The sequence below is a fragment of the Erythrobacter sp. NE805 genome, assembly GCF_046452355.1.
GTDB lineage: Bacteria > Pseudomonadota > Alphaproteobacteria > Sphingomonadales > Sphingomonadaceae > Erythrobacter.
In genome coordinates this window covers 759,661-785,972 of record NZ_JBKFDI010000001.1, presented here as the reverse complement: position 1 = coordinate 785,972, position 26,312 = coordinate 759,661, and the positions used below count along the sequence as shown (strand labels likewise).

The following is a 26,312-nucleotide window of genomic DNA, read 5'->3' as shown; positions in this document are numbered from 1 at the left end:
GGTGATCTGTCTGCCCCCGGGTTGCCCCGGCGCCGTTCGCGGGCAATCGCAACTTCGCGGAGCGCGCCTCTTCCGCGCGAAATGTCCGCAAATCGGGGGGCTTGCCACTTTACGAAGCGCGAACGGACCGTCAGGAATGCGGGCCATGTCCGCTGCCGAGGCATCCGCCGCGTCCGTCTCGTCCCGCAACGCGCTGCTGCGCCGGGTGCTCGTCGACCTTGCGGCGATGACGGTGATCGGCGTGTTCCTCGCGATCATCGGCCCCTTCGGCAGCATCGCCGCGCCCCTTTCGGAGCGGCTGGTGACGTGGCTCGGCTTCGCGTGGCTCGGCTATGCCTGCTACCGCCCGATGCAGGCGGTGGTGAGCTGGGGCGAACGTGCCCTCGCCCTGCCGCGCTGGGGGATGGTCGCGGCGGCGGTGCTGATCGCCACCGTGCCGATGACGGTCGCAGTGCTGGGGGTGAACGGCCTCGCGGCGGGCGGCTGGCGCTGGCCGCGGCTCGAGGTGTGGGTCGGGACCTATTTCTCGGTGCTGGTGATCGGCGGGGCGGTGACGGTGCTGTTCAACCTCGTCCAGTCGCCGCGGCCCGGGACCCCGGCGGTGGCCGGGGCGCCCGCCGCGCCAGCGAGCGTCGCCCCCCCACCCTCACCCGCAGTGGCGCCGGTTCCTGTTCCGCCCCCGTCCAATCCGCTGCTCGAACAGCTCCCCGCCGAGCTCGGCAGCGACATCCTCGCGCTCGAGATGGAGGACCACTACGTGCGGGTCCACACCGCGCTCGGCTCGGCACTTGTGCTGATGCGGATGCGCGACGCGGTGGCGCTGGTGGCGGAGATCGAGGGGATGCAGGTCCACCGCTCGTGGTGGGTGGCGCGCGGCGCGGTCGAGGACGTGGTGCGCGAGGGGCGCAACGTCCGCCTGAAGCTCGCCCGCGGGATCGAGGCCCCGGTGGCGCGGGCCAAGGTCGCCGAATTGAGGGACGCGCGCTGGATCTAGGCATATCTCCCCTCCCCTCGCGGGAGGGGCCGGGGGGGCGAGGCCGCAGGCCTCGCCGCGTGGCCGCTGGCGGGAGTCCCCTCCCCCCGACCCCCTCGCGCAAGGGGAGGGGGAGAAAGGAAAAGGCCCCCGGTGTCGCCACCGGAGGCCTCTCCTTGGGTCAGCGCGTCAACCTCAGGCGTGGTACTTCGCCCAGGTCACGTCGAAGCGGTCGGCGTTCATCACCTTGTTCCAGGCCGAGATGAAGTCGCACACGAACTTGCCTTCGTTCCCGCTCTCGGCATAGACCTCGGCCTGCGCGCGCAGGATCGAGTTCGAGCCGAAGACGAGATCGGTGCGGGTGGCGCGCCACTTTTCCTCGCCGGTCGCACGGTCGACGCCGACATATTCCTCGTCCCCGCTGTCGTCGACCGGCGACCACTTGGTCCCCATGTCGAGGAGGTTGCGGAAGAAGTCGGGCGTGAGCTTGCCCGGGGTCTCGGTGAGCACCCCGATGCGGTGGCCGTGGTGCGCATGGTCGCTCACCGCGCCCAGCGCCCGCATCCCGCCGACCAGCACCGTCATCTCGGGGATCGACAGGCCGAGCAGGTGCGCCCGGTCGATCAGCATCTCCTCGGTGCGGACCTGCGCCTTGGTCTTCAAGTAGTTGCGGAAGCCGTCGGCGAAGGGTTCGAGCGGTTCGAAGCTCGCCGCGTCGGTGTGCTCTTCGGTCGCATCGCCGCGCCCGCCGAGGAAGGGCACGGTCACGTCATGCCCGGCATCGCGCGCCGCCTTCTCGACCGCCGCGCTGCCAGCGAGGACGATCGCGTCGGCCATGCTCAGCGCGCCGCGGTGCTGCTCGATGGTGGCGAGCACTTTGGCGAGCTCCGCCGGGTCGTTGACCGCCCAGTTGCGCTGCGGCTCGAGCCGGATGCGCGCGCCGTTGGCGCCGCCGCGGTGGTCGGAGTTGCGGTAGGTCGAGGCCGAGGCCCAGGCCGCCTTGACGAGCTCGCGCACCGACAGGCCGCTGTTCAGGATCGCCTCCTTGAAGCGGGCGACTTCGGCGTCGGAGGGCGTGGTGCCCGCCGGAACGGGATCCTGCCAGATCAGCGTTTCGGACGGCACTTCCGGCCCGAGGTAGCGGATCTTGGGTCCCATGTCGCGGTGGCACAGCTTGAACCACGCGCGGGCGAAGGCATCGTCGAGCGCGGCCTGATCGTCCCGGAACCGCTCGGAGATCGCGCGGTAGCCCGGGTCGTTCTTGAGCGCCATGTCGGCGGTGGTCATGATCGTCGGCACCTTCTTCGACGGGTCGCGCGCGTCGGGGGCCATGTCTTCGGGATCGGGGTTGATTGGGGTCCATTGGTGGGCACCGGCGGGCGACTTCACCAGCTCGAAGTCGTACTTGAAGAGGATGCGGAAGTAGTCGCCGCCCCATTGGGTCGGGTTGTTCGACCACGCGCCCTCGATCCCCGAGGTGGTGATGTTGCCCGCTGCGATCTCGTCCGCGTCGTTGAGCCAGCCGAAGCCCATCAGGTGCAGGTCCTCGCTCTCCGGAGCGCCGCCGAAGGTGTCGGCCGGGTGCGCGCCGTGGGCCTTGCCGAAGGCGTGGCCGCCCGCGACCAGCGCGACGGTCTCCTCGTCGTTCATCGCCATGCGGGCGAAGGTCTCGCGCATGTCGCGGGCCATGCCCTCGGGATCATGCGGGTTGCCCTGCGGGCCTTCGGGGTTGACGTAGATGAGCCCCATCTGGATCGCGGCGAGCGGGTTTTCGAGCGCCTTGCCTTCCTTGGGCTGGATGCGGGTGGCAACACCTTCGTTGACCCACTGCTCCTCGGTGCCCCAGTAGACAGACTCGGGCTCGAACACGTCGGCACGGCCGCCGCCGAAGCCGAACACCGGGCCGCCCATCGATTCGATCGCGACATTGCCGGCGAGGATGAAAAGGTCCGCCCAGCTGATGTTCTTGCCGTATTTCTGCTTGATCGGCCACAGCAGGCGGCGGGCCTTGTCGAGGTTGCCGTTGTCGGGCCAGGAGTTGAGCGGAGCAAAGCGCTGCTGGCCGCTGTTGGCTCCACCCCGGCCATCACCCGTACGGTAAGTACCCGCGGCGTGCCAGGCCATGCGGATGAAGAAGGGGCCGTAGTGGCCGTAGTCCGCCGGCCACCACGGCTGGCTGTCGGTCATGAGCGCGGTGAGATCGGCCTTGAGCGCATCGTAGTCGAGCGCGTTGAAGGCCTCGGCGTAGTCGAAGTCCTCGCCATAGGGATTGGCGCTGCGGCCCCCTTCGGTCAGGATGTCGACTTGGAGCGCCTGCGGCCACCAGTCGCGGTTGGTGCGGCCCAGAAGGTTGCGCATGTCCATGCTGCCGTGGAACGGGCAACCCCCGCTCATCTCACCGGTTTTTGCGTCCATGATCGTCTCTCCTCTCGTGATCGGACTCGCCTCGGGGCCGAGCCTATGGGGGGAGAATGACGCTTTCGCGATGGAGCGTCCAATCGATTAATGCGCGTTTTTTGATTGAGTGAGGTGATTAGTCAAAGGGTGCGAACATGAAAAAGGGGCGAGCCTTTTTCAGGCCCACCCCCGGCCCCTCCCGCAAGCGGGAGGGGAGTGTCAGCGCCACCAGTTCCCCTCCCGCTTGCGGGAGGGGTTAGGGGTGGGAATGTGACTTAAGCAGCCTTCGCCACGTCCTCGACCGGCTCGTTCCTGATCAGGAAGTCGAATGCGCCAAGACCCGCCTTCGCGCCTTCGCCCATCGCGACGACGATCTGCTTGTGCGGCACGGTGGTGCAGTCGCCCGCGGCATAGATGCCGGGGATGCTGGTCGCGCCGTGATCGTCGGTGACGATCTCGCCGAACTTCGAAAGCTCGAGGCCGGTCTCGCGCAGCCATTCGGTGTTCGGCACGAGACCGATCTGGACGAACACGCCTTCCAGCGCGATGCGGCGCTCCTCGCCATTGGCGCGGTTCTTGACCACGAGGCCGTTCACCTTGCCGTCGGCCCCGAGGATTTCGGTGGTCTGGCCATTGGTGATGATTTCGACGTTCGGCATCGAGCGCAGCTTGCGCTGGAGCACTTCGTCGGCGCGCAGCTTGGTGTCGAACTCGATCAGGGTGACATGGCCGACGATCCCCGCGAGGTCGATCGCCGCTTCGACGCCCGAGTTGCCGCCGCCGATCACCGCGATGCGCTTGCCCTTGAACAGCGGGCCGTCGCAGTGCGGGCAATAGGCGACGCCCTTGTTGCGATACTCCGCCTCGCCCGGCACGCCGAGGTTGCGCCAGCGCGCGCCGGTCGAGAGGATCAGCGAGCGGGCGCGCAGGGTCGCGCCGTTGGCCATCACGACTTCATGGTAGCCGCCCACGTCCTTCGCTGCGCGCAGCTCGACCGCGCGGGCCAAGTCCATCAGGTCGATCTCGTATTCGCCGACGTGCTTCCTGAGGCTGTCGGTCAGCTTGGGGCCTTCGGTGTAGGGGGTGCCGGGAAGGTTCTCGATCCCGAGCGTGTCCATCAGTTGCCCGCCGAAGCGTTCCGCCGCGATGCCCGTCCGAAAACCCTTGCGCGCGGTGTAGACCGCCGCCGCCGCGCCCGCCGGACCGCCGCCGACCACCAGCACCTCGAAGGGCGCCTTGGCGGCGAGCTTCTCGGCCTGCTTGGCATCGGCATTGGTGTCGAGCTTGGCGAGGATCTCGGCGAGTTCCATCTTGCCGTTCCAGAACGGCTCGCCGTTGAGGAAGGTCGCGGGCACCGCCATGATGTCGCGGCGCTCGACCTCCTCCTGGAAGGTGCCGCCCTCGATCAGCGTCGCGGTGACGCGCGGGTTCTCGAGCGCCATCAGCGTCAGCGCCTGCACCACGTCGGGGCAGTTGTGGCAGGTGAGCGAGAAGAACATCTCGAAGTGATAGTCGCCCTCGAGCGCGCGGACCTGCTCGATCAGGTCGGCGTCGACTTTCGGAGGATGACCCCCCGCCCACAGCAGGGCGAGGACGAGGCTGGTGAATTCGTGGCCCATCGGCAGGCCGGCAAAGCGCACCCACTTCTTGGCGTCGCTGGCGCGGCGGATCACGAAGCTGGGCTTCCTCGCATCGGTCCCGTCGAAGCGCGCCGTCACGAGGTCGTGCAGCGAGGCGATCTGTTCGAGGAGCTGGCGGGTCTGGCGCGACTTCTCGCTGTCGTCGAGCGAGGCGACAAGTTCCACGCCCTCGCGCAGGTTGGCGAGGTAGGTCTTGAGCTGGGCCTGCATGGCGGCGTCGAGCATGGGGTCCTCCGGGCGCGCATCGGGCAGCGCGCGTTGGTCTCAGATGATCCGAGACGGGCAACGCGGGACCGGACGGCCCGCCCCGAAATGGGGGGAAGGGCGGGCGCATCCGGTCCCGGCTACGACCCGAGGGCTCTTGGATGGCTCTCGGGATTGACGGTCTCGCGCGGGGCTCGAGGGGGGAGTGCCGGTGCGCGAGACCGGTCTGGTTAGATCTTGCCGACGAGATCAAGCGAGGGAGCGAGCGTCTCGGCACCCTCTTCCCACGCCGCCGGGCAGACCTGGCCGGGGTTGGCGCGCACGTACTGGGCGGCCTTGATCTTGCGGGTCAGTTCGTTGGCGTTGCGGCCCACGCCCTCGCAGGTGATTTCCATGATCTGGATCACGCCCTCGGGATCGACCACGAAGGTCGCACGGTCGGCGAGGCCGGCGCCTTCACGCAGCACGCCGAAGTTGTTCGACAGCACGTGGTTCTGGTCGCCGAGGAACGGGAAGGTCAGCTTGCCGATCTTGTCCGAGGTGTCCGCCCAGGCCTTGTGGCTGAAGTGCGTGTCGGTCGAGACGGCATAGACCTCGACGCCCATCGACTGGAGGGTGGCGTACTTCTCGCCCATGTCCTCGAGTTCGGTCGGGCACACGAAGGTGAAGTCGGCCGGGTAGAAGAAGAACACCGACCACTTGCCGGCGAGGTCCGCCTCGGTGACCTGGAAGAAGTCCTTGCCCTTCTGGTAGGCGGTGGCGGTGAACGGCTTGATGGTCGAACCGATGATACCCATGGGGAGTGTGTCCTTATGCTGGGTGTGGGAAGAGGGGTCGTTTCCGACGCTGCCCAGATAGGGTTTTGCGCGCTGCACAAAAGTGCATTGTTGCGATTGCGAAGATCGGTTTTTTCTATCTGTGCGGCGGGAACCAATCGGATAAGCCGCAAGAGGCGTTTGCGTTCCTGCGCGACGCGCGGCTAGGGGGCGGCGTGCGCATCCTGCTGACAGGCTCCTCGGGCTGGCTTGGCCGCTTTCTCGCCCCGCTGCTCGCGGGCGAGGGTCACGCGGTCATCGGCCTCGATGTCGCTCCGGGTGCCCACACCGACGTGATCGGCAGCGTCGCCGACGCGGCGCTGGTCGAGCGGCTCTTCGCCGAGCAGCGCTTTGAGGCGGTGGTGCATTCGGGCGCGCTGCACAAGCCGGACATCGCGCGGTATCCGGCAAGCGCCTTCGTCGACGTCAACGTGAGCGGGACGCTCCACCTGCTCGAGGCGGCGGTGCGGCACGGGGCAGGGCGCTTCGTCTTCACCTCGACGACCTCGCTGATGATTACCCGCGCGATCCGCGAGGAGGCGGGCGCGGCGGCGGCGTGGCTCGACGAGACCTCGGGCCCGCTCGCCCCGCGCAACATCTACGGGGTAACCAAGCGCTCCGCCGAGGAGCTGTGCCGGCTGTGGCACGACCTCCACGGCCTGCCTGTGGTGGTGCTGCGGACCGCGCGGTTCTTCCCCGAGGACGACGACACGCTGGCGGTCCCCTCGGGCGAGAACCTCAAGGCCAACGAGTTCCTCAATCGCCGCCTGACGGTGGAGGACTGCGCCGCCGCGCATATCGCCGCGCTGGAGGCCGCGCCGCGGGTCGGCTGGGGGCTCTACGTCGTCTCGGCGCCCCCGCCTTTCACCCCCGCCGATGCCGCGCGGCTGAAGCACGATGCTGCCGCCCTCATCGCGGAACGCTTCCCCGAAGCCCCCGCGCTCTACGCCGCGCGCGGCTGGGTGCTGCCGGAGAGCATCGGGCGGGTCTACGACCCCTCCGCCATCGAGCGCAACCTCGGCTTCCGCTGCCGGACCGACTTCGCGGCGGTGCTGGCGGCCCTGCGCGAGGCGCGCGCGATGCCCTTCACGCACGACCCGGGCTACGTGCCGCCCAAGGAGATGGTGCGCTAGCCGACCTGTCCTCGGTGGAGGAGTTTATGGTCGGCCAGCACCAGCGCCATCATCGCTTCGACCACCGGCGTCCCGCGAATGCCCACGCAGGGGTCGTGGCGGCCCTTGGTGACCACCTCGACCGCCTCTCCGGCGCTGTTGATCGATTCCACCGGGGTGAGGATCGAGGAGGTCGGCTTGAATGCGACGCGGCACACCACCGGCTGCCCGGTCGAGATGCCCCCCGCCGTGCCGCCCGCATGGTTGGCGAGGAAGATCGGGGCGCCCTCGTTTCCGGGGCGCATCCGGTCGGCGTTCTCTTCGCCCGAGAGGCGCGCGGCCGCGAAGCCGTCGCCGATCTCGACGCCCTTGACCGCGTTGATGCTCATCATCGCGGCGGCCAGATCGCTGTCCAGCTTGGCATAGATCGGCGCGCCCCAGCCGGCGGGGACGCCGGTAGCGACACATTCGACAATCGCGCCGAGCGATGATCCGGCCTTGCGCGCGGCGTCGACCTTCTCTTCCCAGCGCGAGGCGGCGGCGGGGTCGGGGCAGAAGAAGGGGTTGTTCGCGATTTCGGCGGCGTCGAAGTTGGCCATGTCGATCCGGTCGCCGCCGAGTTCGCAGACATAGGCGGTGATGCTCACCTCGGGGACGACCAGCCGCGCCACCGCGCCCGCCGCGACCCGTGCCGCCGTCTCGCGCGCCGAGGAGCGCCCGCCGCCGCGGTAGTCGCGGATGCCGTACTTGGCGTCGTAGGCGTAGTCGGCATGGCCCGGGCGGTATTGTTGGGCGATCTGCGAGTAGTCCTTCGAGCGCTGATCGGTGTTCTCGATCATCAGGCTGATCGGCGTGCCGGTGGTCTGCCCCTCGAACACGCCCGAGAGGATCCGCACCAGGTCATCCTCGCGCCGCTGGGTGGTGAAGCGGCTGGTGCCGGGCTTGCGGGCATCGAGGAAGGGCTGGATGAACTCTTCCGAAATCGCCAACCCCGGCGGGCACCCGTCGACCACCGCGCCCAATGCGGGACCGTGGCTCTCGCCCCAGGTGGTGAAGCGCAGCACGCGCCCGAAGGTGTTCCAGCTCATGGGGCGGTGCTTTTACCCGAAGTCCCGTTCTTGTCGAGCATCCAGCGCCATTCGGGTTCACGCGGAGACGCGGAGACGCGGAGGGGCGGGAAGAAGCTTCTTGCGGCAAAGCCGCCACAAGGCGCGCTGCACAAGGGCGGCCGCGATCGCTCTGCCAACGTCCCCGACATCTCCGCGCCTCCGCGTCTCCGCGTGAAAAACTCTTCCGAACATCTAGCCAAACCAGAGCGTTTCATTCAGGAACAAACCATGATTGCAAAGCTCTCAGGCAGGCTCGACGCGACCGGCGAGGACTGGGCGGTGGTCGATGTCGGCGGGGTGGGCTACCTCGTCCACGCTTCGCGCCGCACCCTCGCCGCGCTCGGCGAGGTGGGGGAGGCCTGCACCGTCCACACCGAATTGCAGGTGAGCGAGAACGACATGCGGCTCCTCGGGTTCGCGGAAGCATCGGAGCGCGACTGGTTCCGGCTGCTGACCGGGGTGCAGGGCGTGGGGAGCAAGGTGGCGCTGGCGATCCTCTCCGCTCTCTCGACCGGCGAGTTGCGTGACGCCTGCGGCAAGGGCGACGCAGCGATGGTTGCCCGCGCGCAGGGCGTGGGGCCGAAGCTGGCGGGCCGGATCGTCAACGAGCTCAAGGACAAGGCGGGGGCCATGCCGGGCGGCTCTGGCGGCTTTGCGGTCTCGGCCGCCATCGCCCCCGCCGGCGGCAAGGGTGCCGACGCGGCGAGCGCACTCGAGAACCTCGGCTTCAAGCCCGCGGTGGCAGCCCAGGCCGTGGCTCGGGCGCTGGAAGAACTCGGCGAGGACGCCAGCGAGGGCGACCTCATTCGCGTGGCGCTGAAGAAGGCGGCGGGGTGATCGGCGGCGGCGTCTCTTCCCCCTCGCTGACAAACCGCCTATAGCACGGGCATGGGCGAGATGACCTTCCAATTCCCCCCCGCCCTTGAGCGGTGGATCGAGGCGCAGGTGGCCGAGGGCCGCTACGCCGACGCGGCGGACTATCTGCGCGACCTGGTGCGACGCGATCAGGGTGGCCTGCTGCCCGGCATGGAATTGAGCCACGCCAGCGAAACCCCTGAATACATCGCCTGGGTGCGCGAAAAGGTGGCCGAGGGCCTCGCGTCGGGGGTGTGCGAAGAGGACGCCTTCGCGGTGCTGGACGAGATCGTGGCCAATCGCAAAGCGCGGCGTGCTTAGGGTCGAGATTTCGCCGCTGGCGCGCGGCGACCTCGAAACGATCGACGATTACGGCCTCAGCGGCTTCGGGGAGCCGGCTGCCAATGCGATGCAAGCTGCCATCCGCGAGGCGTTCGTCATGCTGGCGGAATTTCCCCGGTCGGCACCAGAACGTCCCGAATTCGGCGAGAACATCCGGTGCAAGGTGCTGCGCGGCTATCGGATTCTGTATCGTCTCGACGAGAAGCGGATCATCATCGTGCGCGTATTGCACCATTCGCGTTCGGCCCCCGTGATCGAGTCATGACTGACCCCGTTCCCCTCCACTCTCCCGCCCGCCAGCCCGGCGATCCGGACGCCGCGCTGCGCCCGCGGCGGCTGGCCGAGTTCGTCGGGCAGGAGGCGGCCAAGGGCAACCTCGCCGTCTTCATCGCCGCCGCGCGTGCGCGGGGGGAGGCGATGGACCATACCTTGTTCTTCGGCCCCCCCGGCCTCGGCAAGACCACGCTGGCGCAGATCATCGCGGGAGAGCTCGGCGTCGGCTTCCGCGCCACTTCCGGCCCGGTGATCGCGAAGGCGGGGGACCTCGCCGCGCTGCTCACCAACCTGGAACCCAACGACGTCCTCTTCATCGACGAGATCCACCGCCTCTCGCCGATGGTCGAGGAGGTGCTCTACCCGGCGATGGAGGATCGCGCGCTCGATCTCATCATCGGCGAGGGACCCTCGGCGCGCTCGGTGCGCATCGACCTGCCGCCCTTCACCCTGATCGGCGCGACCACCCGGCAGGGGTTGCTGACGACGCCGCTGAGGGACCGCTTCGGCATCCCCGTCAGGCTCAATTTCTACACCCATGACGAACTCGACCGTGTCGTCACCCGCGCTGCGGGCCTCCTCGGCCTCGCCATCGAGCCCGAGGGCGCGCGCGAGATCGCGCGGCGCTCGCGCGGCACGCCGCGCGTCGCGGGGCGCTTGCTCAGGCGGGTGCGCGACTTCGCCGATGTCGCGGGGGCGGCCTCGGTCACCCGCGCGGTCGCCGACGAGGCGCTCACCCGGCTCGAGATCGACCGGCTCGGGCTCGACCTCATGGACCGCCGCTACCTCGCGATGATCGCCACCACCTACAAGGGCGGCCCCGTGGGGATCGAGACCCTCGCGGCGGGGCTCGCCGAGCCGCGCGACACGATCGAGGAGGTGGTCGAACCCTACCTCATCCAGCTCGGCCTCGTCGCCCGCACCGCGCGCGGGCGGGTGCTCAACGACGCCGGCTGGGCGCATCTCGAGATGACGCCGCCGCGAGAATCACCCCCGCCGCCGGGTCCCCTGTTCGAGGACTGAAGGGTGCTTCTGCGTTAACCTTTGGGCTAACACGACCCTCCGTTTCGGTGCCAGTTCGGGACAGCGCCTCCCAAAACCCCGCGATTCCGGGCGATTCCGGGCGCGGTGCAGCGGGCGACATGGTTAATCCGCATTGCCCCTGTGCCGTTTATGACATCACAAGAAGGCTGGATTTGTAAGGACGTCCGGGCTCCCGGTCCGTCGCCTCAGGCAAGCAGGGTACCAGACCATGTCGCTCAGATTGGCCATCGCGAAACTCTCCGCCGCCGCGGCGGGCGTGGCGCTGTTGCAAGGCGGTGCGGTGCGCATGGCCGAACCGATGAACACCGACGCGCCGGACTTCACGACCAATATCGACGGCAAGCTCATCAAGGTCGATCCGGTCACCGGGGCGCGCTACATCAAGACCCGCGAGCGGATCATCCCGCAGCCCGAGGAGCGCCGTCGCCGCATCGTCGAGCGCACCATCGAGTGCCAGCCGGTCGGCCCGGCGGGCGCGGCGGCTCCGGCGAGCCTGCCGGCGGGCGCAGTGCAGGCCTATTACGACGCGGCCGAGTGTCCGCCCCTGCAGCAGGTCGCCTACATGCCCGCGCCGCTCCCGGCGCTCGCGCCGATCAGCGGCGGCGGCGGGCCGGGCGGCGGTTGGGGCGGCGGCTGGGGCGGCGGCTTCGGGGGCGGCTTCGGCGGCGGGTTCTTCGGCGGGTTCTTCGGCGGCGGCGGCTCGTCCTCGGGTAGCGTCAACGTGACCACCACCACCTCGACCTCGACCTCGGGCGGCAGCAGCGGCTCCTCGAGCGGGTCGAGCAGCAGCAGCGGATCGTCGAGCGGCGGGTCGTCGAGCGGCGTTGTGGTGATCATCGACAATTCGACCACCACCACCTCGTCCTCGGGTCAGATCAGCTCGACCAGCACCTCGTCCTCGGGCCAGGTGAGCACCTCGACGAGCACCTCCTCGGGGAGCGTCACCTCCTCGACCGGGCAGGTGTCGAGCAGCACCGGGCAGGTGTCGAGCACCAGCAGCTCGGGGAATGTTTCCTCCTCGACCGGCGCGGTGTCGAGCACCAGCACCTCCGGCAACGTGTCCTCCTCGACCGGGGCCGTGTCGAGCAGCACGGGCGCGGTCTCGTCGAGCACCGGGGCGGTTTCGAGCTCTTCGGGGAACGTCTCTTCCTCCTCGGGCAACGTCTCGTCCTCCTCGGGGAACGTCAGCTCCTCGACCGGCGCGGTGTCGAGCTCGGGCTCGTCGTCCTCGTCCTCGTCCTCGTCGAGCTCCTCGTCTTCGAGCTCCTCGTCGTCTTCGTCGTCCTCGTCCTCGGGCGGGGCGACCAGCGGGGGCAGCACCTCGGGCGACATGACCAGCAGCACCAGCAGCAGCTCGTCCTCGTCGAGCTCGAGCAGCAGCAGCTCCTCCTCCTCGACCTCCTCGTCCACTTCGAGCAGCAGCTCCACCTCCTCGAGCAGCAGCACCAGCACCAGCAGCTCGAGCGGCTCCTCGGGCGGTCACGACGTTCCCGCGCCGCCGATGATGGCGCTGTTCGGCCTCGGCGCCGCGGCGATCCTCGGGCGGCGCAAGTTCCTCGGCTGAGGCGCGCTCCGGGCGCAAACGAAAAGGGGCGGCCCGGCGAGGCCGCCCCTTTTCGTTTGCGCCGCGCTGATGGGGGCTAGGGCTTCTTCGCCACCGGCATCCCCGCGGCTTCCCAGGCGAGGATTCCGCCTTCGAGGTGCTCGACCGGCGCGCCGGTGACGCTCGCCAGCCGCTCCGCCGCGATTCCCGAACGGCGGCCCGAGCGGCAGTAGAGCACCACCTCGCGGCCGTCCGACAGGTCGAGCCTGGCGGGATCGAAGCGGTCGAGGGGGATGTGCTCGGCGCCGGGGATGGTGCCCTCGGCGACCTCGGCCTCGGTGCGCACGTCGATCAGGCGGATGTTGCCGGCCTTGACCCTGGCGGCGAGTTCCTCGGGCGAGAGCGGCACGGGGGCCGGCGTCTGCGGAGCCGGATCACCCGCGCCGACACCGCCCGCAGCGGCGAAGGCCAGCTCGAAGCCGAGCGGGGCCGAGCCCGCCCCGCGCTCGCCGCCCGACCGGCCCTGCTCGCCCCCGCAGGCCGCCATTGCAAGAAGCAGCGGCAGGGCGGCGGTCAGAGGCAAGGCGGAGCGGGCGGGCGTCATCGGCTCCTTTATGCCGCAAGCTTGCGCAACACGTAATGGAGAATCCCGCCGTGGCGGTAATATTCCATCTCGTTCGCGGTATCGATGCGGCAGAGCGCGGTGAAGGTGAAGGTCGAGCCGTCCGCGCGGGTGACCTCGACGGTGACGTCCTGGCCGGGGGTGAGGTCGGCAAGGCCGCGGATCGAGAAGCTGTCGGTCGCCGCAAGGCCGAGGCTCTGGCGGGTGTCGCCGTCCTTGAACTGGAGCGGCAGCACGCCCATCCCGACGAGGTTCGAGCGGTGGATGCGCTCGAAGCTCTCGACGATCACCATCCGCACGCCGAGCAGGATCGTGCCCTTGGCCGCCCAGTCGCGCGAGGAGCCGGTGCCGTATTCCTTGCCGCCGATGACGACCAGCGGCGTGCCGTCTTCCTTGTGCTTCATCGCCGCGTCGTAGATCGGCATGGTCTCGCCCGCATAGGTCGAGAAGCCACCCTCGACGCCCGGGACCATCTCGTTCTTGATGCGGATGTTGGCGAAGGTGCCGCGCATCATGACTTCGTGGTGGCCGCGGCGCGAGCCGTAGGAGTTGAAGTCCTTCTTGGTGACCTGATTGCTCATCAGGAACTTGCCCGCGGGGCTGTCCTCCTTGATCGAGCCGGCCGGCGAGATGTGGTCGGTGGTGACCGAATCGCCGAGGATCGCCAGGGGCTTCGCATCGACAATGTCGGTGATCGGCGCGGGGGTCATGGTCATGCCCTCGAAGTAGGGCGGATTGGCGACGTAGGTGCTGCCGGCGCGCCAGGTGTAGGTGTCCGACGGGGCGACGGTGATCGCCTGCCAGTGCTCGTCCCCGTCATAGACGTTGGCGTAGCGCGTCTCGAACATCGAGCGGTCGATGTTGGCCGCGCGGTGCTCGGCGATCTCGGCGTTGGTCGGCCACAGGTCGGCGAGCATGACGGGCGCGCCGTTCTGGTCGTGGCCGATCGGCGTGGTGGTGATGTCCTCGGTGACGGTGCCCTTCAGCGCATAGGCGACCACCAGCGGCGGGGAGGCGAGGAAGTTCGCGCGCACGTCGGGCGAGACGCGGCCCTCGAAGTTGCGGTTGCCCGACAGGACGCTCGCGGCGACAATGTCGTTGCCGTTGATCGCGGCGCTGATGGGCGCGGCGAGCGGCCCGGAGTTGCCGATGCAGGTGGTGCAGCCATAGCCCACGAGGTCGAAGCCGACCGCATCGAGGTGCTCCTGCAGGCCCGACTTGACGAGGTAGTCGGTCACCACCTGCGAGCCGGGGGCAAGCGAGGTCTTGACCCACGGCTTGGGCTTCAGGCCGCGCTCGTTCGCCTTCTTGGCGACGAGGCCGGCGGCGATCAGCACGTCGGGGTTCGAGGTGTTGGTGCACGAGGTGATCGCCGCGATCACCACGTCGCCGTCACCGATGTCGTGATCCTTGCCCTCGACGCCCACGCGCGCCGGGGCGCTCTTGCCGTAAACCTTGGTCAGGTCCGCGTTGAACAGGTCGTCGACCTCGGGGAGGACCACCTTGTCCTGCGGGCGCTTGGGCCCGGCGAGGCTGGGGACGACGGTCGCCATGTCGAGGCTCAGGGTCTTGGTGAAGACCGGCACGTTCGCCGGATCGAACCACATCCCCTGCGCCTTGGCATAGGCCTCGACGAGCGCGATGGTCTCCTCGCTGCGGCCGGTGAGGCGCAGGTAGTCGAGGGTCTTGTCGTCGATCCCGAAGAAGCCGCAGGTCGCGCCGTATTCGGGGGCCATGTTGGCGATGGTCGCGCGGTCTGCGAGGGTGAGGTTGGCGACGCCCGGCCCGTAGAACTCGACGAAGCGGCCGACGACGCCGACCTGGCGGAGCATCTGGACGCAGGTCAGCACGAGATCGGTCGCGGTCACGCCTTCGGCCATCGCGCCTTCGAGGTGGAAGCCGACCACTTCGGGGATCAGCATCGAGACCGGCTGGCCGAGCATCGCGGCCTCCGCCTCGATCCCGCCCACGCCCCAGCCGAGCACGCCGAGGCCGTTGATCATGGTGGTGTGGCTGTCGGTGCCGACGCAGGTGTCGGGATAGGCGACGGTGACGCCGTCAGGCCCTTCCGAGGACCACACCGCGCGGGCGAGGTGCTCGAGATTGACCTGGTGGCAGATCCCGGTGCCCGGGGGCACGGCGGTGAAGTTCTGGAAGCTCTTGGAACCCCACTTCAGGAAGTCGTAACGCTCGGCATTGCGCTCGTATTCGAGCGCCATGTTGGCTTCCATCGCCTTGGGGTGGCCGAATTCGTCGACCATCACCGAGTGGTCGATCACGAGGTTCACGGGGACCAGCGGGTTGATCTTGGCGGTGTCCCCGCCGAGCTTCTTGATCGCATCGCGCATCGCGGCAAGGTCGACCACGCAGGGCACGCCGGTGAAGTCCTGGAGCAGCACGCGCGCCGGGCGGTACTGGATTTCTTCGCCGGTGGTCGGGTTCGCCTGCCAGTCGACCAGCGCCTTGATGTGCTCAGCGCCCACGGTGAAGCCGCCGTCCTCGAAGCGCAGCAGGTTTTCGAGCAGCACCTTCATCGAGATCGGCAGCTTGCTGATGTCGCCCAGCTGCTCGGCGGCCTTCGCCAGCGAGTAATAGGCATACTGCTTGCCGTTCACGTCAAGCATCTGGCGCGTGCCGAGCGAATCCTGGCCGATTGCGGTCATGGGAGAGGTCCGTCCTTTCGATTGGCCCGCCCCCGATCCACGCGAAGAAAATTCTTCAGGGGGCGCGGTATATGCGCGCGCTCCTGCGCTCCCTCGCGCGCGAGGTCAAGGGGGCTGCCCTTGGCAATTCGTCCTATGCGGCCGCCGCGGCAGCCGCCTCGCGCGGGGCGCGGGCGGCGAGCCAGCAGCCGGTGACGATCAGCGCGGTGCCGGCGAGGGTCGGCCAGGTGACCGGCTCGTGGAAGAAGGCCCAGCCGAAGATCGCCGCCCAGACGAAGCCCGAATACTCGGTCGGCACCAGCGCATTCGCCTCGGCGCGGGCATAGGCCCAGGCGATCGACAGCGATCCGGCGACGGTCAGCGCACCCGCCGCCAGCAGCGGGGCGAGCGCCTCGCCCGAGGGCGCCTCCCACAGGAACGGCGCGAGGGTCAGCAGCACGAGGCCGCCGATCCCCGAATGGAAGGTCGCGATCTCGAGCGGCCCGGCGACCTGCGCCTGCCGCCGTAGCACGATGAAGTTGTAGGCATAGAGCAGCGCCGAGACGAACAGCGAGGCCGTGCCGAGCATCGCGTCCGCGTCGAACCGGCCGGTGCCGATCCGCCCGCCGACGATCACCAGCGTGCCCGAAAAGCCGAGCAGGCTCGCCCCCATCGCCGCCCGGCTGATCGTCTCGCCGAGCAGCACCCGGGCGAGGTAGAGCGCTACGAGCGGTGCGATGAAGGACAGCGCGATCGCCTCGGCGAGGGGCAGCTTGGTGATCGCATAGAAGAAGGTCAGCGCCATGAAGGCCGAGACGATTCCCCGCTCCGCGTGGAGCTTCATCACCGCGCCCGAAGGAACCCGGGCGCCGCGCGCGAGCCAGACCGGGGCGATCATCCCCGCGCCCACGAAGGCGCGCAGCACCGTCGCGGTATAGGCCCCGAGCAGCAGCGCAGCCTCCTTCATGAAGGCGTCCATCAGCGACAGGAACCCGACCCCCATGAGTGCGGCGGCGAAGGGCAGCAGGGGGAGACCGCTCGGGACCATGGAGGGCTCCATAGGCCCGGCGGATGGCAAGGTCACGCCTGTGAACATTAATGCAGGTGAAAGCGAGAATGGTTGATAGGGGCAGGGCCGAGCGGGTAAGGCTGCGGCGATATGTCAGGCTGCCGGTCCTCCGGCGGCACGGGGCGATGAAAGCGACGTGAAATGATGAGGTTGTTGGGTAAACTCGCTGGCGGCAGCGCCCTTGCGGCGCTGGTGGCGACGGCCGCTCTCGCGCAGGATGGCGCAGGCGCGAAGCGTCCGGTCGCGGCGAGCCAGCCGGCGGGCGGCCCCGCGGTCGTGCCCGCCCCTGCCGCGCCCGCGCCCAAGCCCGCCTCCGAGGCCTTTACCCAGGCTTTTCCGACCACCGCGCAGCCGGTGGTGCAGGTCCTGCCGCCCGAGGCGCCGACGGTGCAGACCTGGAGCCTCGCCAATGCGGCCAAGCTCGTCGCGGCGATCGAGGGGATCGGCGCCGAGGGGCTCGACCCGAAGGACTACGATCTCGATCCGCTCAAGACCGCGATCAAGGCCGGGCCCTCGGCCGAGCTCAACCAGATCGCCTCGCAGGCCTTCGCCTGGCTGGTCGAGGACCTGCGCGACGGGCGCACCCCGATGGAGGCACGCCAGCAGTGGTTCGTGGTCGATCCCGACCGCGACGTGAGCCGCACCGGCGACGTCCTCGCCGAGGCGCTCGCCAGCGGCGACATCGCGGGCACGCTCGCCAAGCTCAATCCGACGCACCCCGATTACGCGCGCCTCAAGGCCGAGCTTGCCGCGACGCCCGCGAGCGCCGTCGCCAAGCGCAAGCTGATCCGCGCCAACATGGACCGCTGGCGCTGGCTGGCGCGCGACTTGGGCTCGCAATACCTCATCACCAACGTGCCCGAGTTCCAGCTGCGCCTGACGGTGCGCAACAAGATCATCAGCACCTACCGCACGATCGTAGGCAAGCCGGGGCGCACCGCCACGCCGCAGCTCGCCGAGACGGTCGAGGGCGTGGTCTTCAACCCGACCTGGACGGTGCCGCAGTCGATCGTCAAGGGCGAGGGGCTGGGCGCCAAGGTGCTCGCCAACCCGGGCTGGGCGAAAGCCAACGGCTATGTCGGCACGAAGTCGGCGAACGGGACGATCACCGTCGTCCAGCAGCCGGGCAGGGGCAATTCGCTGGGGCTGATGAAGCTCGAGATGCCCAACGAGCACGCGATCTTCTTCCACGACACGCCCTCGCGCCACCTCTTCGCCAACGCCGACCGCGCGCTCTCGCACGGCTGCGTGCGCACCGAGCGCGCGCTCGAGCTGGCGATGACGATGGCGATCCTCGGCAAGGGCGCGACCAAGGACGAGGCGGTGACCATCGCCAACTCGGGCAAGTACACCAAGGTGGCCTTGCAGAAGCCCTGGGCGGCCTACATCACCTATTTCACGATGGCCTCGGACATCAACGGCGAGCTCGCCACCTTCAAGGACATCTACGGCCGCGACACCCCGGTCCTCGCCAGCCTCGACAAGCCGCGGGTGCGCAACCGTTCCGCGATCCCGACCAGCGAGGTGATTGTGATCGAGGACGACCTCAAGGATACCTGAGGGAGAGCTTTTCCCGCCTACCTCCGCTCGCCCTGAGCTTGTCGAAGGGCTGCATTTCACTTGAGCTCAGACCAGGCTCCAGTGAGGCTTGCGGTGCTTCGACAGGCTCGGCACGGACGGATTTGGGTGGTCCGGGAATTCAGAACGCGCTGGCGACCGGGCCCGGGCCGAAATCGAGCGGGCGGCGGTCGTACATCGCCAGCTCGGGGACCGGCTGGATCGAGCCGTCCTCCTCGAGCCCGAGGCTGTCGGCGAACAGCAGGCGCCCGCCCGAGAGATACATCAGCGCGTCGTGGAACTGCTCGGTGCCCATCGCGAAGCACCCGTTCGAGCGGCCCATCCGGCCGTAGCGCGCGAGGTGCGACGGCTCGGCATAGTCGGCGTGGTGCATGACGATGTAGCGTTGCAGCGCGGCGCTGTTGCTCTCGTCGAGCCCGCCCAGCCGCACCGAGGTGCCGTAGCGGCCTTTGTACCATTCCCAGGTGACATAGGCCCCGCGGCTGGTCGCGTTCGAGCCCTCGACGTTGGAGAACTGCTTGAGCCAGCCGTCGTGCTGGTAGTCCGAGCCGACCCCGTGGCTGACATGATGCGAGCGCACCTCGCCGCGTTCGAGATTGACGAAGTGGAAGCGGGGCTTCGCCGAGTGCAGCCCGAAATCGGCGATGCCGACGATGTCGTGCTTCCAGATCGCATCGCCGGCGCGCAGCAACTCGCGCTTGGCGATGTCGAAGAGGATGCGGTCGCGCGGGGAGCCGCTGGCTGGGGTCGCGGGGAGCATCTGCGCGGCAAGGCGCCCGGGGAGCGCAAGCGCCGCCCCGGCGATCAGACTACCCTTGAGAATGTCGCGCCGCTGCATTGCGTTGCAACGTAAACGCAACACGCCCGGTTCCCAAGCGGGGATCGTCACATCCTATCGCAGGTTAGTTTCACTTCGTCGCCGATGGAGCGGGAAACGCGGCGTTCTGCGCCGCCATCGCCAGCATCGAGGCGGCATGGCGCGCGGCGACCACCCGCGGATCGTCGCCATAGCCGCCGCCCAGGGCGCTAGCGATCGGCAGCCCGCACGCCCGCACCTCGCGCACCACGAAGCGGTCGCGCGCGGCAAGGCCTGCGTCGGTGAGCGCGAGGCGGCCGAGCTTGTCCTCGCGGTGCGGATCGACCCCCGCCTGGTAGAGCACGAAGTCGGGGGCGAAGTCGGCGAGGGCCTGCGGCAAGTGGCGGGTGAGGGCCTCCATATAGCCCTCGTCGTCGGTGCCATCGGGCAGGCCGACGTCGCGGCTCGAGCGGGCCTTGCGCACGGGGAAGTTCTTCTCGGCGTGGAGCGAGAGGGTGAAGATGTCGGCGCGCCCGGCGGTGAGGCTTGCGGTGCCGTCGCCCTGGTGGACGTCGAGGTCGACGATCAGCACCCGGCGCGCGTCCCCTTCCGCGATCAGGCGGTTGGCCGTGACGGCGAGGTCGTTGAACACGCAGTAACCCGCGCCGGTGTCGTGGAGCGCATGGTGGCTCCCCGCGGCGGAGTTGGCGGCATAGCCGTGCGCCATCGCGAGCTGCGCGGCGAGCCAGGTGCCGCCGTTGGTGTGCCGCACCCGGTCGCGGATCGCCGGGGTGACCGGGAAGCCGATCCGCCGTTCCTTGTGGCGCGGGACTGCGGCGCGGAAGACCTCGTCGACATAGTCGGGGCAGTGCACCGCCTCGAGCCATTCGCGCGGCATCGGCTCCGGGGCGTGGACGGTGAGGGGCGCGCCGGAGGCCCGCAGCTTCTCCATCACGAGGTAATACTTGTCGAAGCGGAAGTAGCCGCGCTCGGGTCGGGGTGCCATGTAGTCGGCGTGGTGGACGACGTGGAGCACGCCCGCCTCTACAGCCAGCCGAGGTGCTGGCCGAGAATCTTCACGCCCAGCCCGATCAGGATCAGCCCGCCCGCGCGCTCGGCCCATTCGCCGAGGTGCTCGCCCGCGCGTCGGCCGAGCACCACGCCCGCGCCGCTCATCAGCGCGGTGACCCCGCCGATCAGCGCGACGGCGAGCAGCGGGGGCACGCCGAGCGTCGGCAGGGTCAGCCCGGCGGCGAGCGCGTCGATGCTGGTGGCGAGCCCGGCGACGAGCAGCGTGCGGCCGGTCAGCGCGTGGGTGCCCTCCGCATCGCCGACGTGCCCCGTCAGCATCCGTGCGCCGAGAAAGGCGAGCAGGCCGAAGGCGATCCAGTGGTCGACCGCCTCCACATAGGCCAGGGCCACCGTGCCCACCGCCCACCCGGCAAGCGGCATGACCGCCTGGAACGCCCCGAAGGTGACTGCGATGGCGATGCCGCCGCGCACCGAAGGCCGGAACCGCGCGCCCTGCGTCAGGGCCACGGCGAAGGCGTCCATCGCGAGGGCAATGGCGAGGAGGAGGGCGGCGATTATGGTGCAGGCCTTTCCGCGAGCGAGGTCAGTTCGGTGTAGATCGCGTCCTCGCTGCGGCTCGCGGCATTGCGCCAGCCGGCGGCGGTATCGAGGTTTACGGCCGTCCCGTCAGGTGTGAGCACCAGGAGTGCGGGCGTCCCCGTCAGCTCCGCGAGTCCGAAGCGTTTCGAGATCTCGAGATTGCGGCCCTTGCCGGTCTGGGGCACGCCGACATCGACATAGACGATTTCGTAGCGAGCCCTGATCCCGGCGAAGCGCGGGCTCTCGAGCCACCCGGCGAGCGCGCGGCTATCGTGGCACCAGTTGGCGCCGAGCACCAGCAGCACGCGCTTGCCCGAAGCGTCGGCGCGGGCGAGCGCGGCGTCGACATCGGCCTCCGCATCGGCCTCGACGGCATAGACTCGCGCCTCGGGATGGGCCCCGTCGGGCGGCATGGTGGCGCAGGCAGCCAGCGCCAAAGCCGAAAGGGCCGCAGCGATCCGCAAGGTCAATGCAGCGCCTTGAGGCCGATCACGCATCCCACAAGACCTGCCAGCAGCAGCCCCCGCGCGAGGCTCAGGCTTTCCAGTCCGAGCGCCACCCCCACCACGATCGTGCCGACCGCGCCGATCCCGACCCAGACCGCGTAGGCAGTGCCGAGCGGGATGGTCTTCTGCGCTTCCTGGAGGAAGCCGAAGCTCAGCACGACGCAGATCACGAAAGCGAGATTGGGCCAGTCGAACCGGAGCGAATGCGTGTAGCGCATGGCAGTGGTAAACCCGACCTCGAAGAGCCCGGCGAGCAGCAGATAGGCCCAGCCCACGCCCTACTCGGCGGCGACGGCGGCTTGCGGCGCGGCGTGCGGATCGAAGGCAGTGGTCTCGCCGCGCTCGATCTCGGCGGCCTTTTCCTCGACGAGGCGCACGATGTGGTCGAGCATATCCTCGTCCTGGATCGTGTGGTCGGTCACCCCGCGCAGGTACACCATGTGCTTGCCCGCGCCGCCGCCGGTGAGGCCGACATCGGTCTCGCGCGCTTCGCCCGGGCCGTTGACGACGCAGCCGAGGATCGAGAGGCTCATCGGGGTCTTGATGTGCTCCAATCGCTGTTCGAGCGCCTCGACGGTGCGGATCACGTCGAAGCCCTGGCGCGAGCACGAGGGGCACGAGACGATGCGCACGCCGCGGGTGCGCAGGCCCAGCGCCTTGAGCATCTCGAAGCCGACCTTGATCTCCTGCTCGGGCTCGGCCGAGAGGCTGACGCGGATCGTGTCGCCGATCCCGGCCCACAGCAAGGAGCCGATGCCGATCGAGGACTTGACCGTGCCGCCGATCAGGCCGCCCGCCTCGGTGATGCCGAGGTGCAGCGGGCAATCGACCGTCTCGGCAAGGCCGTGGTAGGCCGCGACCGCAAGGAACACGTCCGACGCCTTCACCGCCACCTTGTATTCGTGGAAATCGTGGTCCTGCAGCAGCTTGATGTGGTCGAGCGCGCTCTCGATCAGCGCCTCGGGGCAGGGCTCGCCGTATTTCTCGAGGAGATCCTTCTCGAGGCTCCCGGCATTGACCCCGATGCGGATCGCGCAGCCGTTCGCCTTGGCGGCGCGCACCACCTCGGCAACCCGGTCGGCCGAGCCGATATTGCCGGGGTTGATGCGCAGGCAGGCCGCGCCGGCGTCGGCAGCTTCCAGCGCGCGCTTGTAGTGGAAGTGGATGTCGGCGACCACCGGGATGCGCGCGGCGCGGGTGATCTTCTTGAAGTTGCGCGTGGACTCTTCCGTCGGGCAGGAGACGCGGATGATGTCGGCGCCCACCTCCTCGCAGCGGCGGATCTGGTCGACCGTCGCCTTGACGTCCTCCGTCGGCGTGTTGGTCATGGTCTGGACGGTGATGGGCGCGTCCCCACCAACGGGGACGTTCCCCACCATGATCTGGCGACATTTGCGCCGTTCGATCGTGCGCCACGGACGGATGGAAGACATGCGCGCGCATATAGGCCGCAAAGCCGCGCGGGGCAATGCAAAGCGCTTGCCGCCGCTTGACTCGGGCAACGGGCGCGGCAGTCTGGGCTGCGACAAGGGAGAGACCATGCTGACCGACACCTCGATCGAACTGCGCTCGGCCAGCCCGAGCCTGCTGCTGGGCTTCGTGAAGTGGCTGGTGGGCCGCCGCCCGGCGGTCTTCCCGCATGACGAGGCGGGCTTCCACGCGGTCATGAACGGGCGCAAGCGGCCCGAGGATGCGCCGATGCCCGAGGGCTTTCGGAGCCGCTTCCTCGTCGAGGAGCGCGAGGTTCTGGGGCACAAGGTGGTGACGCTTCACCCCAAGGCGGGCCCGGCGGAATGGCACATGCTCTATTTCCACGGCGGCGGCTTCGTGCGGCCGATGTTCAAGGAGCACTGGCCGCTGGTCGCCGAGATGGTGAAGGTCTGCGGGATCAGCGTCACCGTCCCGCTCTACCCGGTGGTGCCCGAGGCGAGCTATACAGCGCAGGACGCGCTTGCCGATGCAGTCTATGCCGAGCTTGCCGCCGCCCATGATCCGGCGCGGATCATCCTCAACGGCGATTCGGCGGGCGGGCACATGGCGCTCGCGCTCGCGCTCAGGCTGGTGCGGGCTGGCGGGCCGCTGCCCGGCAAGCTCGCGCTGTTCGCACCGTGGCTCGACCTCGGGCTCGCCGATCCCGCCATTGCCGCGGTCGAGCCCCACGACATCATGCTCAAGATCGGCACCCTGCGCGCCTGCGGCGCACTGGTCGCTGGAGGGCGCGCGATCGACGATCCCGCGGTAAGCCCGCTCTACGCGAGCGCCCAAGACCTCGCCCAGCTTCCCCCGACCCGCATCTGGACCGGGCGGCACGATCTCTTCATCGTCGATTCGCGCAGCTTCCTCGGGCGTCTGCGCGCGGCCGGGGTCGACGCCAAGCTCTACGAATACGAGGCCGCACCCCACGTCTTCATGGCGATCGTCCCGACCCGCGAGGCGAAGGACGCGCTCGGGCTGCTCAAGGAGTTCCTGAGGGCCCACTAAGCCCGCCCGAGACCCCGCTTACCCATCGGGAAGCGGGGTCAGCACCCCCGTCAGCTGGGGAATTGCGCTCCCGTCAGCTCCTCGCTGAGTTTCCACAGCCGGTCGGCATAGCTTCTGTTGACCGCGTAAGAGCGTACGCCCTCCTTCGGGTTCTCGTCGTCGACCTCGGCGACGTGGCAGTCCTCGCAATAGACCCCGCCGCAGCCCTCGAGCTCGTCGGCGGTCGCCGCCCAGCAGCTCGTCGCCGCGCCCTGCGGGATGGTCTTCCACGCGAAGCCGGTATCCGAAGAGGACACCCGCTTCATCAGCCCCTCGCGCATCTCGGGCGTCATGTAGCGCCCGAGATTGGTCTCGATCCCGCCCGGGTGCACCGCGTAGGCGTGGATGCCGAGCACCGCGAAGCGCTGTTCGAGCCCGACGGTGAACAGCACGTTCGCGGTCTTCGACTGGCCATAGCTCGCCCAGGGATCGTAGGGACGGCGGGTGAAGTTCGGGTCGTCGAAATCGACCTGCCCCATGAAGTGCCCGCGGCTCGAGAGGTTGACGATGCGCTTCAAGTGCCCGCGCTCGATCGCGGGCATAAGCTCGGCGGTGAGCGCGAAGTGGCCGAGGTGGTTGGTGCCGAACTGGCGCTCGAATCCGTCCGCGGTGTGCTCGAAGGGGGTCGCCATCACCCCGGCGTTGTTGATGAGGAGATCGATCCGCGGGAAGGCCTGCCGCGCGCGCGAGGTCGCGGCGCGGATCGATTCGAGCGAGCCCAGATCGACGGTCAGCGTGTCGAGCTGCGCCTTGGGCAGGGTCTCGCGGATCGCCGCAACCGCCGCGTCGAGCTTGTGCTGATCGCGCCCCGCCATGACGACGTGCGCACCCTTGCTCGCCATCGCCCGCGCGGTTTCCTGCCCGAGGCCGGAATTGGCGCCGGTGATGAACACCGTCCGCCCCGACAGGTCCTTGCCCGCCAGCACCTCGTCGGTGGTGCTCGCCCAGCCGAATCCGCTCATGTCCCTCTCCCTTCGTTATAGCTTCAGTTCGTAGAGATATTCCGGATCGAGGTGGTTGCCCACCTTGAAGGTGATGTCGGCGATCTTCGCGAAACCGTAGCGCTGGTAGAAGCGCTGTGCGCCGAAGTTCTCGGCATAGACGCTGAGCAGAACCGCGTCGTGCCCGCCCGCGCGCGTGGTCGCGAGCGCCCAGTCCATCAGCTGCGCGCCGATGCCGGCGCCGGTGTGGCCGGGGAGGGCGTAGAGCTGGGCGAGCTCGATCGGCCTTGCCGCGTCGGTGTGTTCGCCGAACTTGGTGGGATGGCGCAGCTTGCAGAAGGCGACGAGCGTGCCGTCATGCTCGACGAGCCGGTGGGTGCAGTCCGCGCCCTCGATCTCGGCGAGGACCGCTGCGGGGTCGTGCACTTCGGCGAGGAAGGCGGCGAGGTCCTCAGGCCTGTAGAGGTGGCCGAAGGCGGCGACGAAGCTGTCGGCGCCGAGCTTCGCGAGGGGCGCGGCGTCGGCGGGGGTGGCGGGTCTGAGGATCATCCCCGCGCCCTAGCCGCTCGCCGATGCGCTGTTAAGCTGGCGAAAGCGGCGGGGGCGCGTTAGACCTGCCGCTCATGAAGAAACTCCTTGCAGCCGCAGCCCTCGCCCTCATGATCCAGCCCGCCCTCGCCGAAGACGCCGCCCCGAAATGGTCGCTCGCCATTCACGGCGGGGCCGGCACGCTCGACCCCGCGCAGATGACCCCCGACAAGCGGGTCGCCTATGAGAGCGCGTTGCAGGCGGCGCTCGATGCCGGGGCGAAGGTGCTGAAGGATGGCGGCGAGGCGATCGACGCGGTCAAGGCCGCGATCGTGATCCTCGAGGATTCGCCGCTGTTCAACGCGGGCAAGGGTGCGGTGTTCACCTGGGACGGGACCAACGAACTGGACGCCGCGATCATGGACGGGCGCGACCGTTCTGCGGGAGCGGTGGCGGGGGTGAAGACGGTGAAGAACCCGATCCTTCTCGCCGACACGGTGCGCACCCAAAGCGAGCACGTGTTCCTGATCGGCAAGGGCGCCGAGGAGTTCGCCCTGTCCAAGGGCTTTCCCGTCACCCCGCCCGAATATTTCGCCACCGAAGCGCGGCGCGAGGCGCTCGAGCGGCTGAAGGCGGAGAAGCTCTCGGCGCTCGATGTCGACCACAAGTTCGGCACGGTGGGTGCGGTGGCGCTCGACCAGAAGGGCAACCTTGCGGCGGGCACCTCGACTGGCGGGATGACCGGCAAGCGCTGGGGCCGCGTGGGTGACGCACCGGTGATCGGCGCGGGGACCTATGCGGATAATCGCTCGTGCGCGGTGTCTGCCACGGGGTGGGGGGAGTACTTCATCCGCGTTGGCGTAGCGCACGAGATTTGTGCGCGGCTGCGGGGGATACGAGAATTCAATACGCTGACAGCAGATAGTAGTGGCGTCGCTGTGCTGGAGCCCGAAGAGGCCGAATACACCGCAGACTCCGTGATGGCCGACGTCGCGGCACTCGGTGGCGATGGCGGAGTGATCCTCGTGACGCCCGAGGGCCATGCGATCTTCAGCTTCAATACCACCGGCATGTACCGCGGCCGCGCCACCAGCGCGGGCGTCAACGAGGTCGCGATCTTCGGCGGCGAGGTCGGCGCAGGCGCGAAGGGCACGCCGAACCACTGAATTCCCGGTGTCAACTTCCGTTCGCC

General features: G+C 69.0%; 27 protein-coding genes. 10 read left to right on the top strand and 17 right to left on the bottom strand.

Annotated features, from left to right (window positions below):
- Positions 1-136: 136 nt before the first annotated feature.
- On the top strand, positions 137-994 hold the full coding sequence (locus ACLBKU_RS03615) for a LytTR family DNA-binding domain-containing protein (protein ID WP_410178167.1): 858 nt from the start codon (positions 137-139) through the stop codon (positions 992-994).
- A 174-nt stretch (positions 995-1,168) separates the two neighbouring features.
- Here the strand turns inward: ACLBKU_RS03615 and katG are convergent, their stop codons facing one another.
- The 3 genes from katG to ahpC form a co-directional block, all read right to left on the bottom strand.
- On the bottom strand, positions 1,169-3,388 hold the full coding sequence (katG, locus tag ACLBKU_RS03610; RefSeq protein WP_410178166.1) for a catalase/peroxidase HPI: 2,220 nt from the start codon (positions 3,386-3,388) through the stop codon (positions 1,169-1,171).
- Between the two features lie 257 nt (positions 3,389-3,645).
- The gene (ahpF, locus tag ACLBKU_RS03605; RefSeq protein ID WP_410178165.1) at positions 3,646-5,235 is read right to left on the bottom strand and encodes an alkyl hydroperoxide reductase subunit F; all 1,590 of its coding nucleotides are present in this window, start codon (positions 5,233-5,235) and stop codon (positions 3,646-3,648) included.
- Positions 5,236-5,444: 209 nt separating this feature from the next.
- Complete coding sequence (ahpC, locus tag ACLBKU_RS03600) at positions 5,445-6,011, bottom strand: alkyl hydroperoxide reductase subunit C (protein ID WP_410178164.1); 567 nt, start codon at positions 6,009-6,011, stop codon at positions 5,445-5,447.
- A 194-nt stretch (positions 6,012-6,205) separates the two neighbouring features.
- Between ahpC and ACLBKU_RS03595 the strand changes: the two genes are divergently transcribed.
- Positions 6,206-7,162 carry an NAD-dependent epimerase/dehydratase family protein gene (locus ACLBKU_RS03595; RefSeq protein WP_410178163.1) on the top strand — a complete coding sequence of 319 codons (957 nt, stop codon included), beginning with the start codon at positions 6,206-6,208 and terminating at the stop codon, positions 7,160-7,162.
- Here ACLBKU_RS03595 and aroC read toward each other — a convergent pair.
- On the bottom strand, positions 7,159-8,229 hold the full coding sequence (aroC, locus tag ACLBKU_RS03590; RefSeq protein WP_410178162.1) for a chorismate synthase: 1,071 nt from the start codon (positions 8,227-8,229) through the stop codon (positions 7,159-7,161). The two genes, ACLBKU_RS03595 and aroC, sit on opposite strands and share 4 nt — an antisense overlap.
- Positions 8,230-8,478: 249 nt before the next feature.
- On the opposite strand from aroC, the gene ruvA reads away from it, so the two are divergent.
- Genes ruvA through ruvB form a run of 4 tightly spaced genes read left to right on the top strand, consistent with a single transcriptional unit; the run spans position 8,479 to position 10,743 of the window.
- Positions 8,479-9,087 (top strand): Holliday junction branch migration protein RuvA, encoded by a 609-nt coding sequence (ruvA, locus tag ACLBKU_RS03585; protein WP_410178161.1) that lies wholly within the window; start codon positions 8,479-8,481, stop codon positions 9,085-9,087.
- Positions 9,088-9,138: 51 nt separating this feature from the next.
- Positions 9,139-9,426, top strand: coding sequence for a type II toxin-antitoxin system ParD family antitoxin (locus ACLBKU_RS03580; protein WP_410178160.1), 288 nt, complete (start codon positions 9,139-9,141; stop codon positions 9,424-9,426).
- Positions 9,419-9,712, top strand: coding sequence for a type II toxin-antitoxin system RelE/ParE family toxin (locus ACLBKU_RS03575; RefSeq protein WP_410178159.1), 294 nt, complete (start codon positions 9,419-9,421; stop codon positions 9,710-9,712). Before ACLBKU_RS03580 ends, ACLBKU_RS03575 begins: the two co-directional genes overlap by 8 nt.
- Positions 9,709-10,743, top strand: a complete 1,035-nt coding sequence (ruvB, locus tag ACLBKU_RS03570; protein WP_410178158.1) for a Holliday junction branch migration DNA helicase RuvB — start codon at positions 9,709-9,711, stop codon at positions 10,741-10,743. Before ACLBKU_RS03575 ends, ruvB begins: the two co-directional genes overlap by 4 nt.
- A 579-nt stretch (positions 10,744-11,322) precedes the next feature.
- Here ruvB and ACLBKU_RS03565 read toward each other — a convergent pair.
- A complete protein-coding gene (locus tag ACLBKU_RS03565) occupies positions 11,323-11,601 on the bottom strand; it encodes a hypothetical protein (RefSeq protein WP_410178157.1) in 279 nt (92 codons plus the stop codon).
- 33 nt (positions 11,602-11,634) lie between these two features.
- Complete coding sequence (locus ACLBKU_RS03560; RefSeq protein ID WP_410179018.1) at positions 11,635-12,210, bottom strand: hypothetical protein; 576 nt, start codon at positions 12,208-12,210, stop codon at positions 11,635-11,637.
- Here ACLBKU_RS03560 and ACLBKU_RS03555 point away from each other — a divergent pair.
- Entirely contained in the window at positions 12,095-12,328 is a 234-nt protein-coding gene (locus ACLBKU_RS03555; RefSeq protein ID WP_410178156.1) for a PEP-CTERM sorting domain-containing protein, read from the top strand. The genes ACLBKU_RS03560 and ACLBKU_RS03555 overlap by 116 nt on opposite strands.
- Positions 12,329-12,404: 76 nt before the next feature.
- Here the strand turns inward: ACLBKU_RS03555 and ACLBKU_RS03550 are convergent, their stop codons facing one another.
- The 3 genes from ACLBKU_RS03550 to ACLBKU_RS03540 form a co-directional block, all read right to left on the bottom strand.
- Positions 12,405-12,911 carry a rhodanese-like domain-containing protein gene (locus ACLBKU_RS03550; protein WP_410178155.1) on the bottom strand — a complete coding sequence of 169 codons (507 nt, stop codon included), beginning with the start codon at positions 12,909-12,911 and terminating at the stop codon, positions 12,405-12,407.
- Positions 12,912-12,919: 8 nt separating this feature from the next.
- Positions 12,920-15,592: an aconitate hydratase AcnA gene (gene acnA / locus ACLBKU_RS03545; RefSeq protein WP_410178154.1), complete on the bottom strand. Its 2,673-nt coding sequence runs from the start codon at positions 15,590-15,592 to the stop codon at positions 12,920-12,922.
- A 133-nt stretch (positions 15,593-15,725) separates the two neighbouring features.
- A complete protein-coding gene (locus tag ACLBKU_RS03540; protein ID WP_410178153.1) occupies positions 15,726-16,619 on the bottom strand; it encodes a DMT family transporter in 894 nt (297 codons plus the stop codon).
- Between the two features lie 165 nt (positions 16,620-16,784).
- Between ACLBKU_RS03540 and ACLBKU_RS03535 the strand changes: the two genes are divergently transcribed.
- Entirely contained in the window at positions 16,785-18,200 is a 1,416-nt protein-coding gene (locus tag ACLBKU_RS03535; protein WP_410178989.1) for a L,D-transpeptidase family protein, read from the top strand.
- Positions 18,201-18,339: 139 nt separating this feature from the next.
- On the opposite strand, the gene ACLBKU_RS03530 is transcribed toward ACLBKU_RS03535, so the two are convergent.
- The 6 genes from ACLBKU_RS03530 to ispG form a co-directional block, all read right to left on the bottom strand.
- Positions 18,340-19,056: a murein L,D-transpeptidase catalytic domain-containing protein gene (locus ACLBKU_RS03530; RefSeq protein ID WP_410178152.1), complete on the bottom strand. Its 717-nt coding sequence runs from the start codon at positions 19,054-19,056 to the stop codon at positions 18,340-18,342.
- A 70-nt stretch (positions 19,057-19,126) separates the two neighbouring features.
- Positions 19,127-20,020: a histone deacetylase gene (locus tag ACLBKU_RS03525; protein WP_410178988.1), complete on the bottom strand. Its 894-nt coding sequence runs from the start codon at positions 20,018-20,020 to the stop codon at positions 19,127-19,129.
- A gap of 38 nt (positions 20,021-20,058) precedes the next feature.
- Positions 20,059-20,568: a manganese efflux pump MntP family protein gene (locus tag ACLBKU_RS03520; RefSeq protein WP_410178151.1), complete on the bottom strand. Its 510-nt coding sequence runs from the start codon at positions 20,566-20,568 to the stop codon at positions 20,059-20,061.
- Between the two features lie 32 nt (positions 20,569-20,600).
- Complete coding sequence (locus ACLBKU_RS03515; protein WP_410178150.1) at positions 20,601-21,095, bottom strand: thioredoxin family protein; 495 nt, start codon at positions 21,093-21,095, stop codon at positions 20,601-20,603.
- Positions 21,092-21,406, bottom strand: coding sequence for a DMT family transporter (locus tag ACLBKU_RS03510; RefSeq protein WP_410178149.1), 315 nt, complete (start codon positions 21,404-21,406; stop codon positions 21,092-21,094). The genes ACLBKU_RS03515 and ACLBKU_RS03510 overlap by 4 nt, the downstream gene beginning before the upstream one ends.
- Before the next feature lie 3 nt (positions 21,407-21,409).
- The gene (gene ispG / locus ACLBKU_RS03505; RefSeq protein WP_410178148.1) at positions 21,410-22,564 is read right to left on the bottom strand and encodes a flavodoxin-dependent (E)-4-hydroxy-3-methylbut-2-enyl-diphosphate synthase; all 1,155 of its coding nucleotides are present in this window, start codon (positions 22,562-22,564) and stop codon (positions 21,410-21,412) included.
- Between the two features lie 106 nt (positions 22,565-22,670).
- On the opposite strand from ispG, the gene ACLBKU_RS03500 reads away from it, so the two are divergent.
- Entirely contained in the window at positions 22,671-23,612 is a 942-nt protein-coding gene (locus ACLBKU_RS03500) for an alpha/beta hydrolase fold domain-containing protein (RefSeq protein ID WP_410178147.1), read from the top strand.
- A 50-nt stretch (positions 23,613-23,662) separates the two neighbouring features.
- On the opposite strand, the gene ACLBKU_RS03495 is transcribed toward ACLBKU_RS03500, so the two are convergent.
- Both ACLBKU_RS03495 and ACLBKU_RS03490 read right to left on the bottom strand, forming a co-directional pair.
- Positions 23,663-24,613: an SDR family NAD(P)-dependent oxidoreductase gene (locus ACLBKU_RS03495; RefSeq protein ID WP_410178146.1), complete on the bottom strand. Its 951-nt coding sequence runs from the start codon at positions 24,611-24,613 to the stop codon at positions 23,663-23,665.
- Between the two features lie 15 nt (positions 24,614-24,628).
- Positions 24,629-25,141 carry an N-acetyltransferase family protein gene (locus ACLBKU_RS03490; RefSeq protein ID WP_410178145.1) on the bottom strand — a complete coding sequence of 171 codons (513 nt, stop codon included), beginning with the start codon at positions 25,139-25,141 and terminating at the stop codon, positions 24,629-24,631.
- Positions 25,142-25,215: 74 nt separating this feature from the next.
- Between ACLBKU_RS03490 and ACLBKU_RS03485 the strand changes: the two genes are divergently transcribed.
- Positions 25,216-26,286: an isoaspartyl peptidase/L-asparaginase family protein gene (locus tag ACLBKU_RS03485; protein ID WP_410178144.1), complete on the top strand. Its 1,071-nt coding sequence runs from the start codon at positions 25,216-25,218 to the stop codon at positions 26,284-26,286.
- Positions 26,287-26,312: the final 26 nt, after the last annotated feature.

Bases quoted from the DNA above. Each gene is read 5' to 3' on its own strand.
- ispG (WP_410178148.1), bottom strand. From the start codon at position 22,564: ATGTCTTCCATCCGTCCGTGGCGCACGATCGAACGGCGCAAATGTCGC.
- ruvB (WP_410178158.1), top strand. From the start codon at position 9,709: ATGACTGACCCCGTTCCCCTCCACTCTCCCGCCCGCCAGCCCGGCGAT.
- ACLBKU_RS03485 (WP_410178144.1), top strand. From the start codon at position 25,216: ATGAAGAAACTCCTTGCAGCCGCAGCCCTCGCCCTCATGATCCAGCCC.
- ACLBKU_RS03530 (WP_410178152.1), bottom strand. From the start codon at position 19,056: ATGCAGCGGCGCGACATTCTCAAGGGTAGTCTGATCGCCGGGGCGGCG.
- acnA (WP_410178154.1), bottom strand. From the start codon at position 15,592: ATGACCGCAATCGGCCAGGATTCGCTCGGCACGCGCCAGATGCTTGAC.
- ACLBKU_RS03520 (WP_410178151.1), bottom strand. From the start codon at position 20,568: ATGGACGCCTTCGCCGTGGCCCTGACGCAGGGCGCGCGGTTCCGGCCT.
- ahpF (WP_410178165.1), bottom strand. From the start codon at position 5,235: ATGCTCGACGCCGCCATGCAGGCCCAGCTCAAGACCTACCTCGCCAAC.
- ACLBKU_RS03550 (WP_410178155.1), bottom strand. From the start codon at position 12,911: ATGACGCCCGCCCGCTCCGCCTTGCCTCTGACCGCCGCCCTGCCGCTG.
- ahpC (WP_410178164.1), bottom strand. From the start codon at position 6,011: ATGGGTATCATCGGTTCGACCATCAAGCCGTTCACCGCCACCGCCTAC.
- katG (WP_410178166.1), bottom strand. From the start codon at position 3,388: ATGGACGCAAAAACCGGTGAGATGAGCGGGGGTTGCCCGTTCCACGGC.
- ACLBKU_RS03615 (WP_410178167.1), top strand. From the start codon at position 137: ATGCGGGCCATGTCCGCTGCCGAGGCATCCGCCGCGTCCGTCTCGTCC.
- ruvA (WP_410178161.1), top strand. From the start codon at position 8,479: ATGATTGCAAAGCTCTCAGGCAGGCTCGACGCGACCGGCGAGGACTGG.
- aroC (WP_410178162.1), bottom strand. From the start codon at position 8,229: ATGAGCTGGAACACCTTCGGGCGCGTGCTGCGCTTCACCACCTGGGGC.
- ACLBKU_RS03490 (WP_410178145.1), bottom strand. From the start codon at position 25,141: ATGATCCTCAGACCCGCCACCCCCGCCGACGCCGCGCCCCTCGCGAAG.
- ACLBKU_RS03535 (WP_410178989.1), top strand. From the start codon at position 16,785: ATGAGGTTGTTGGGTAAACTCGCTGGCGGCAGCGCCCTTGCGGCGCTG.
- ACLBKU_RS03495 (WP_410178146.1), bottom strand. From the start codon at position 24,613: ATGAGCGGATTCGGCTGGGCGAGCACCACCGACGAGGTGCTGGCGGGC.
- ACLBKU_RS03580 (WP_410178160.1), top strand. From the start codon at position 9,139: ATGGGCGAGATGACCTTCCAATTCCCCCCCGCCCTTGAGCGGTGGATC.
- ACLBKU_RS03555 (WP_410178156.1), top strand. From the start codon at position 12,095: ATGACCAGCAGCACCAGCAGCAGCTCGTCCTCGTCGAGCTCGAGCAGC.
- ACLBKU_RS03540 (WP_410178153.1), bottom strand. From the start codon at position 16,619: ATGGTCCCGAGCGGTCTCCCCCTGCTGCCCTTCGCCGCCGCACTCATG.
- ACLBKU_RS03525 (WP_410178988.1), bottom strand. From the start codon at position 20,020: ATGGCACCCCGACCCGAGCGCGGCTACTTCCGCTTCGACAAGTATTAC.
- ACLBKU_RS03500 (WP_410178147.1), top strand. From the start codon at position 22,671: ATGCTGACCGACACCTCGATCGAACTGCGCTCGGCCAGCCCGAGCCTG.
- ACLBKU_RS03565 (WP_410178157.1), bottom strand. From the start codon at position 11,601: ATGATCACCACAACGCCGCTCGACGACCCGCCGCTCGACGATCCGCTG.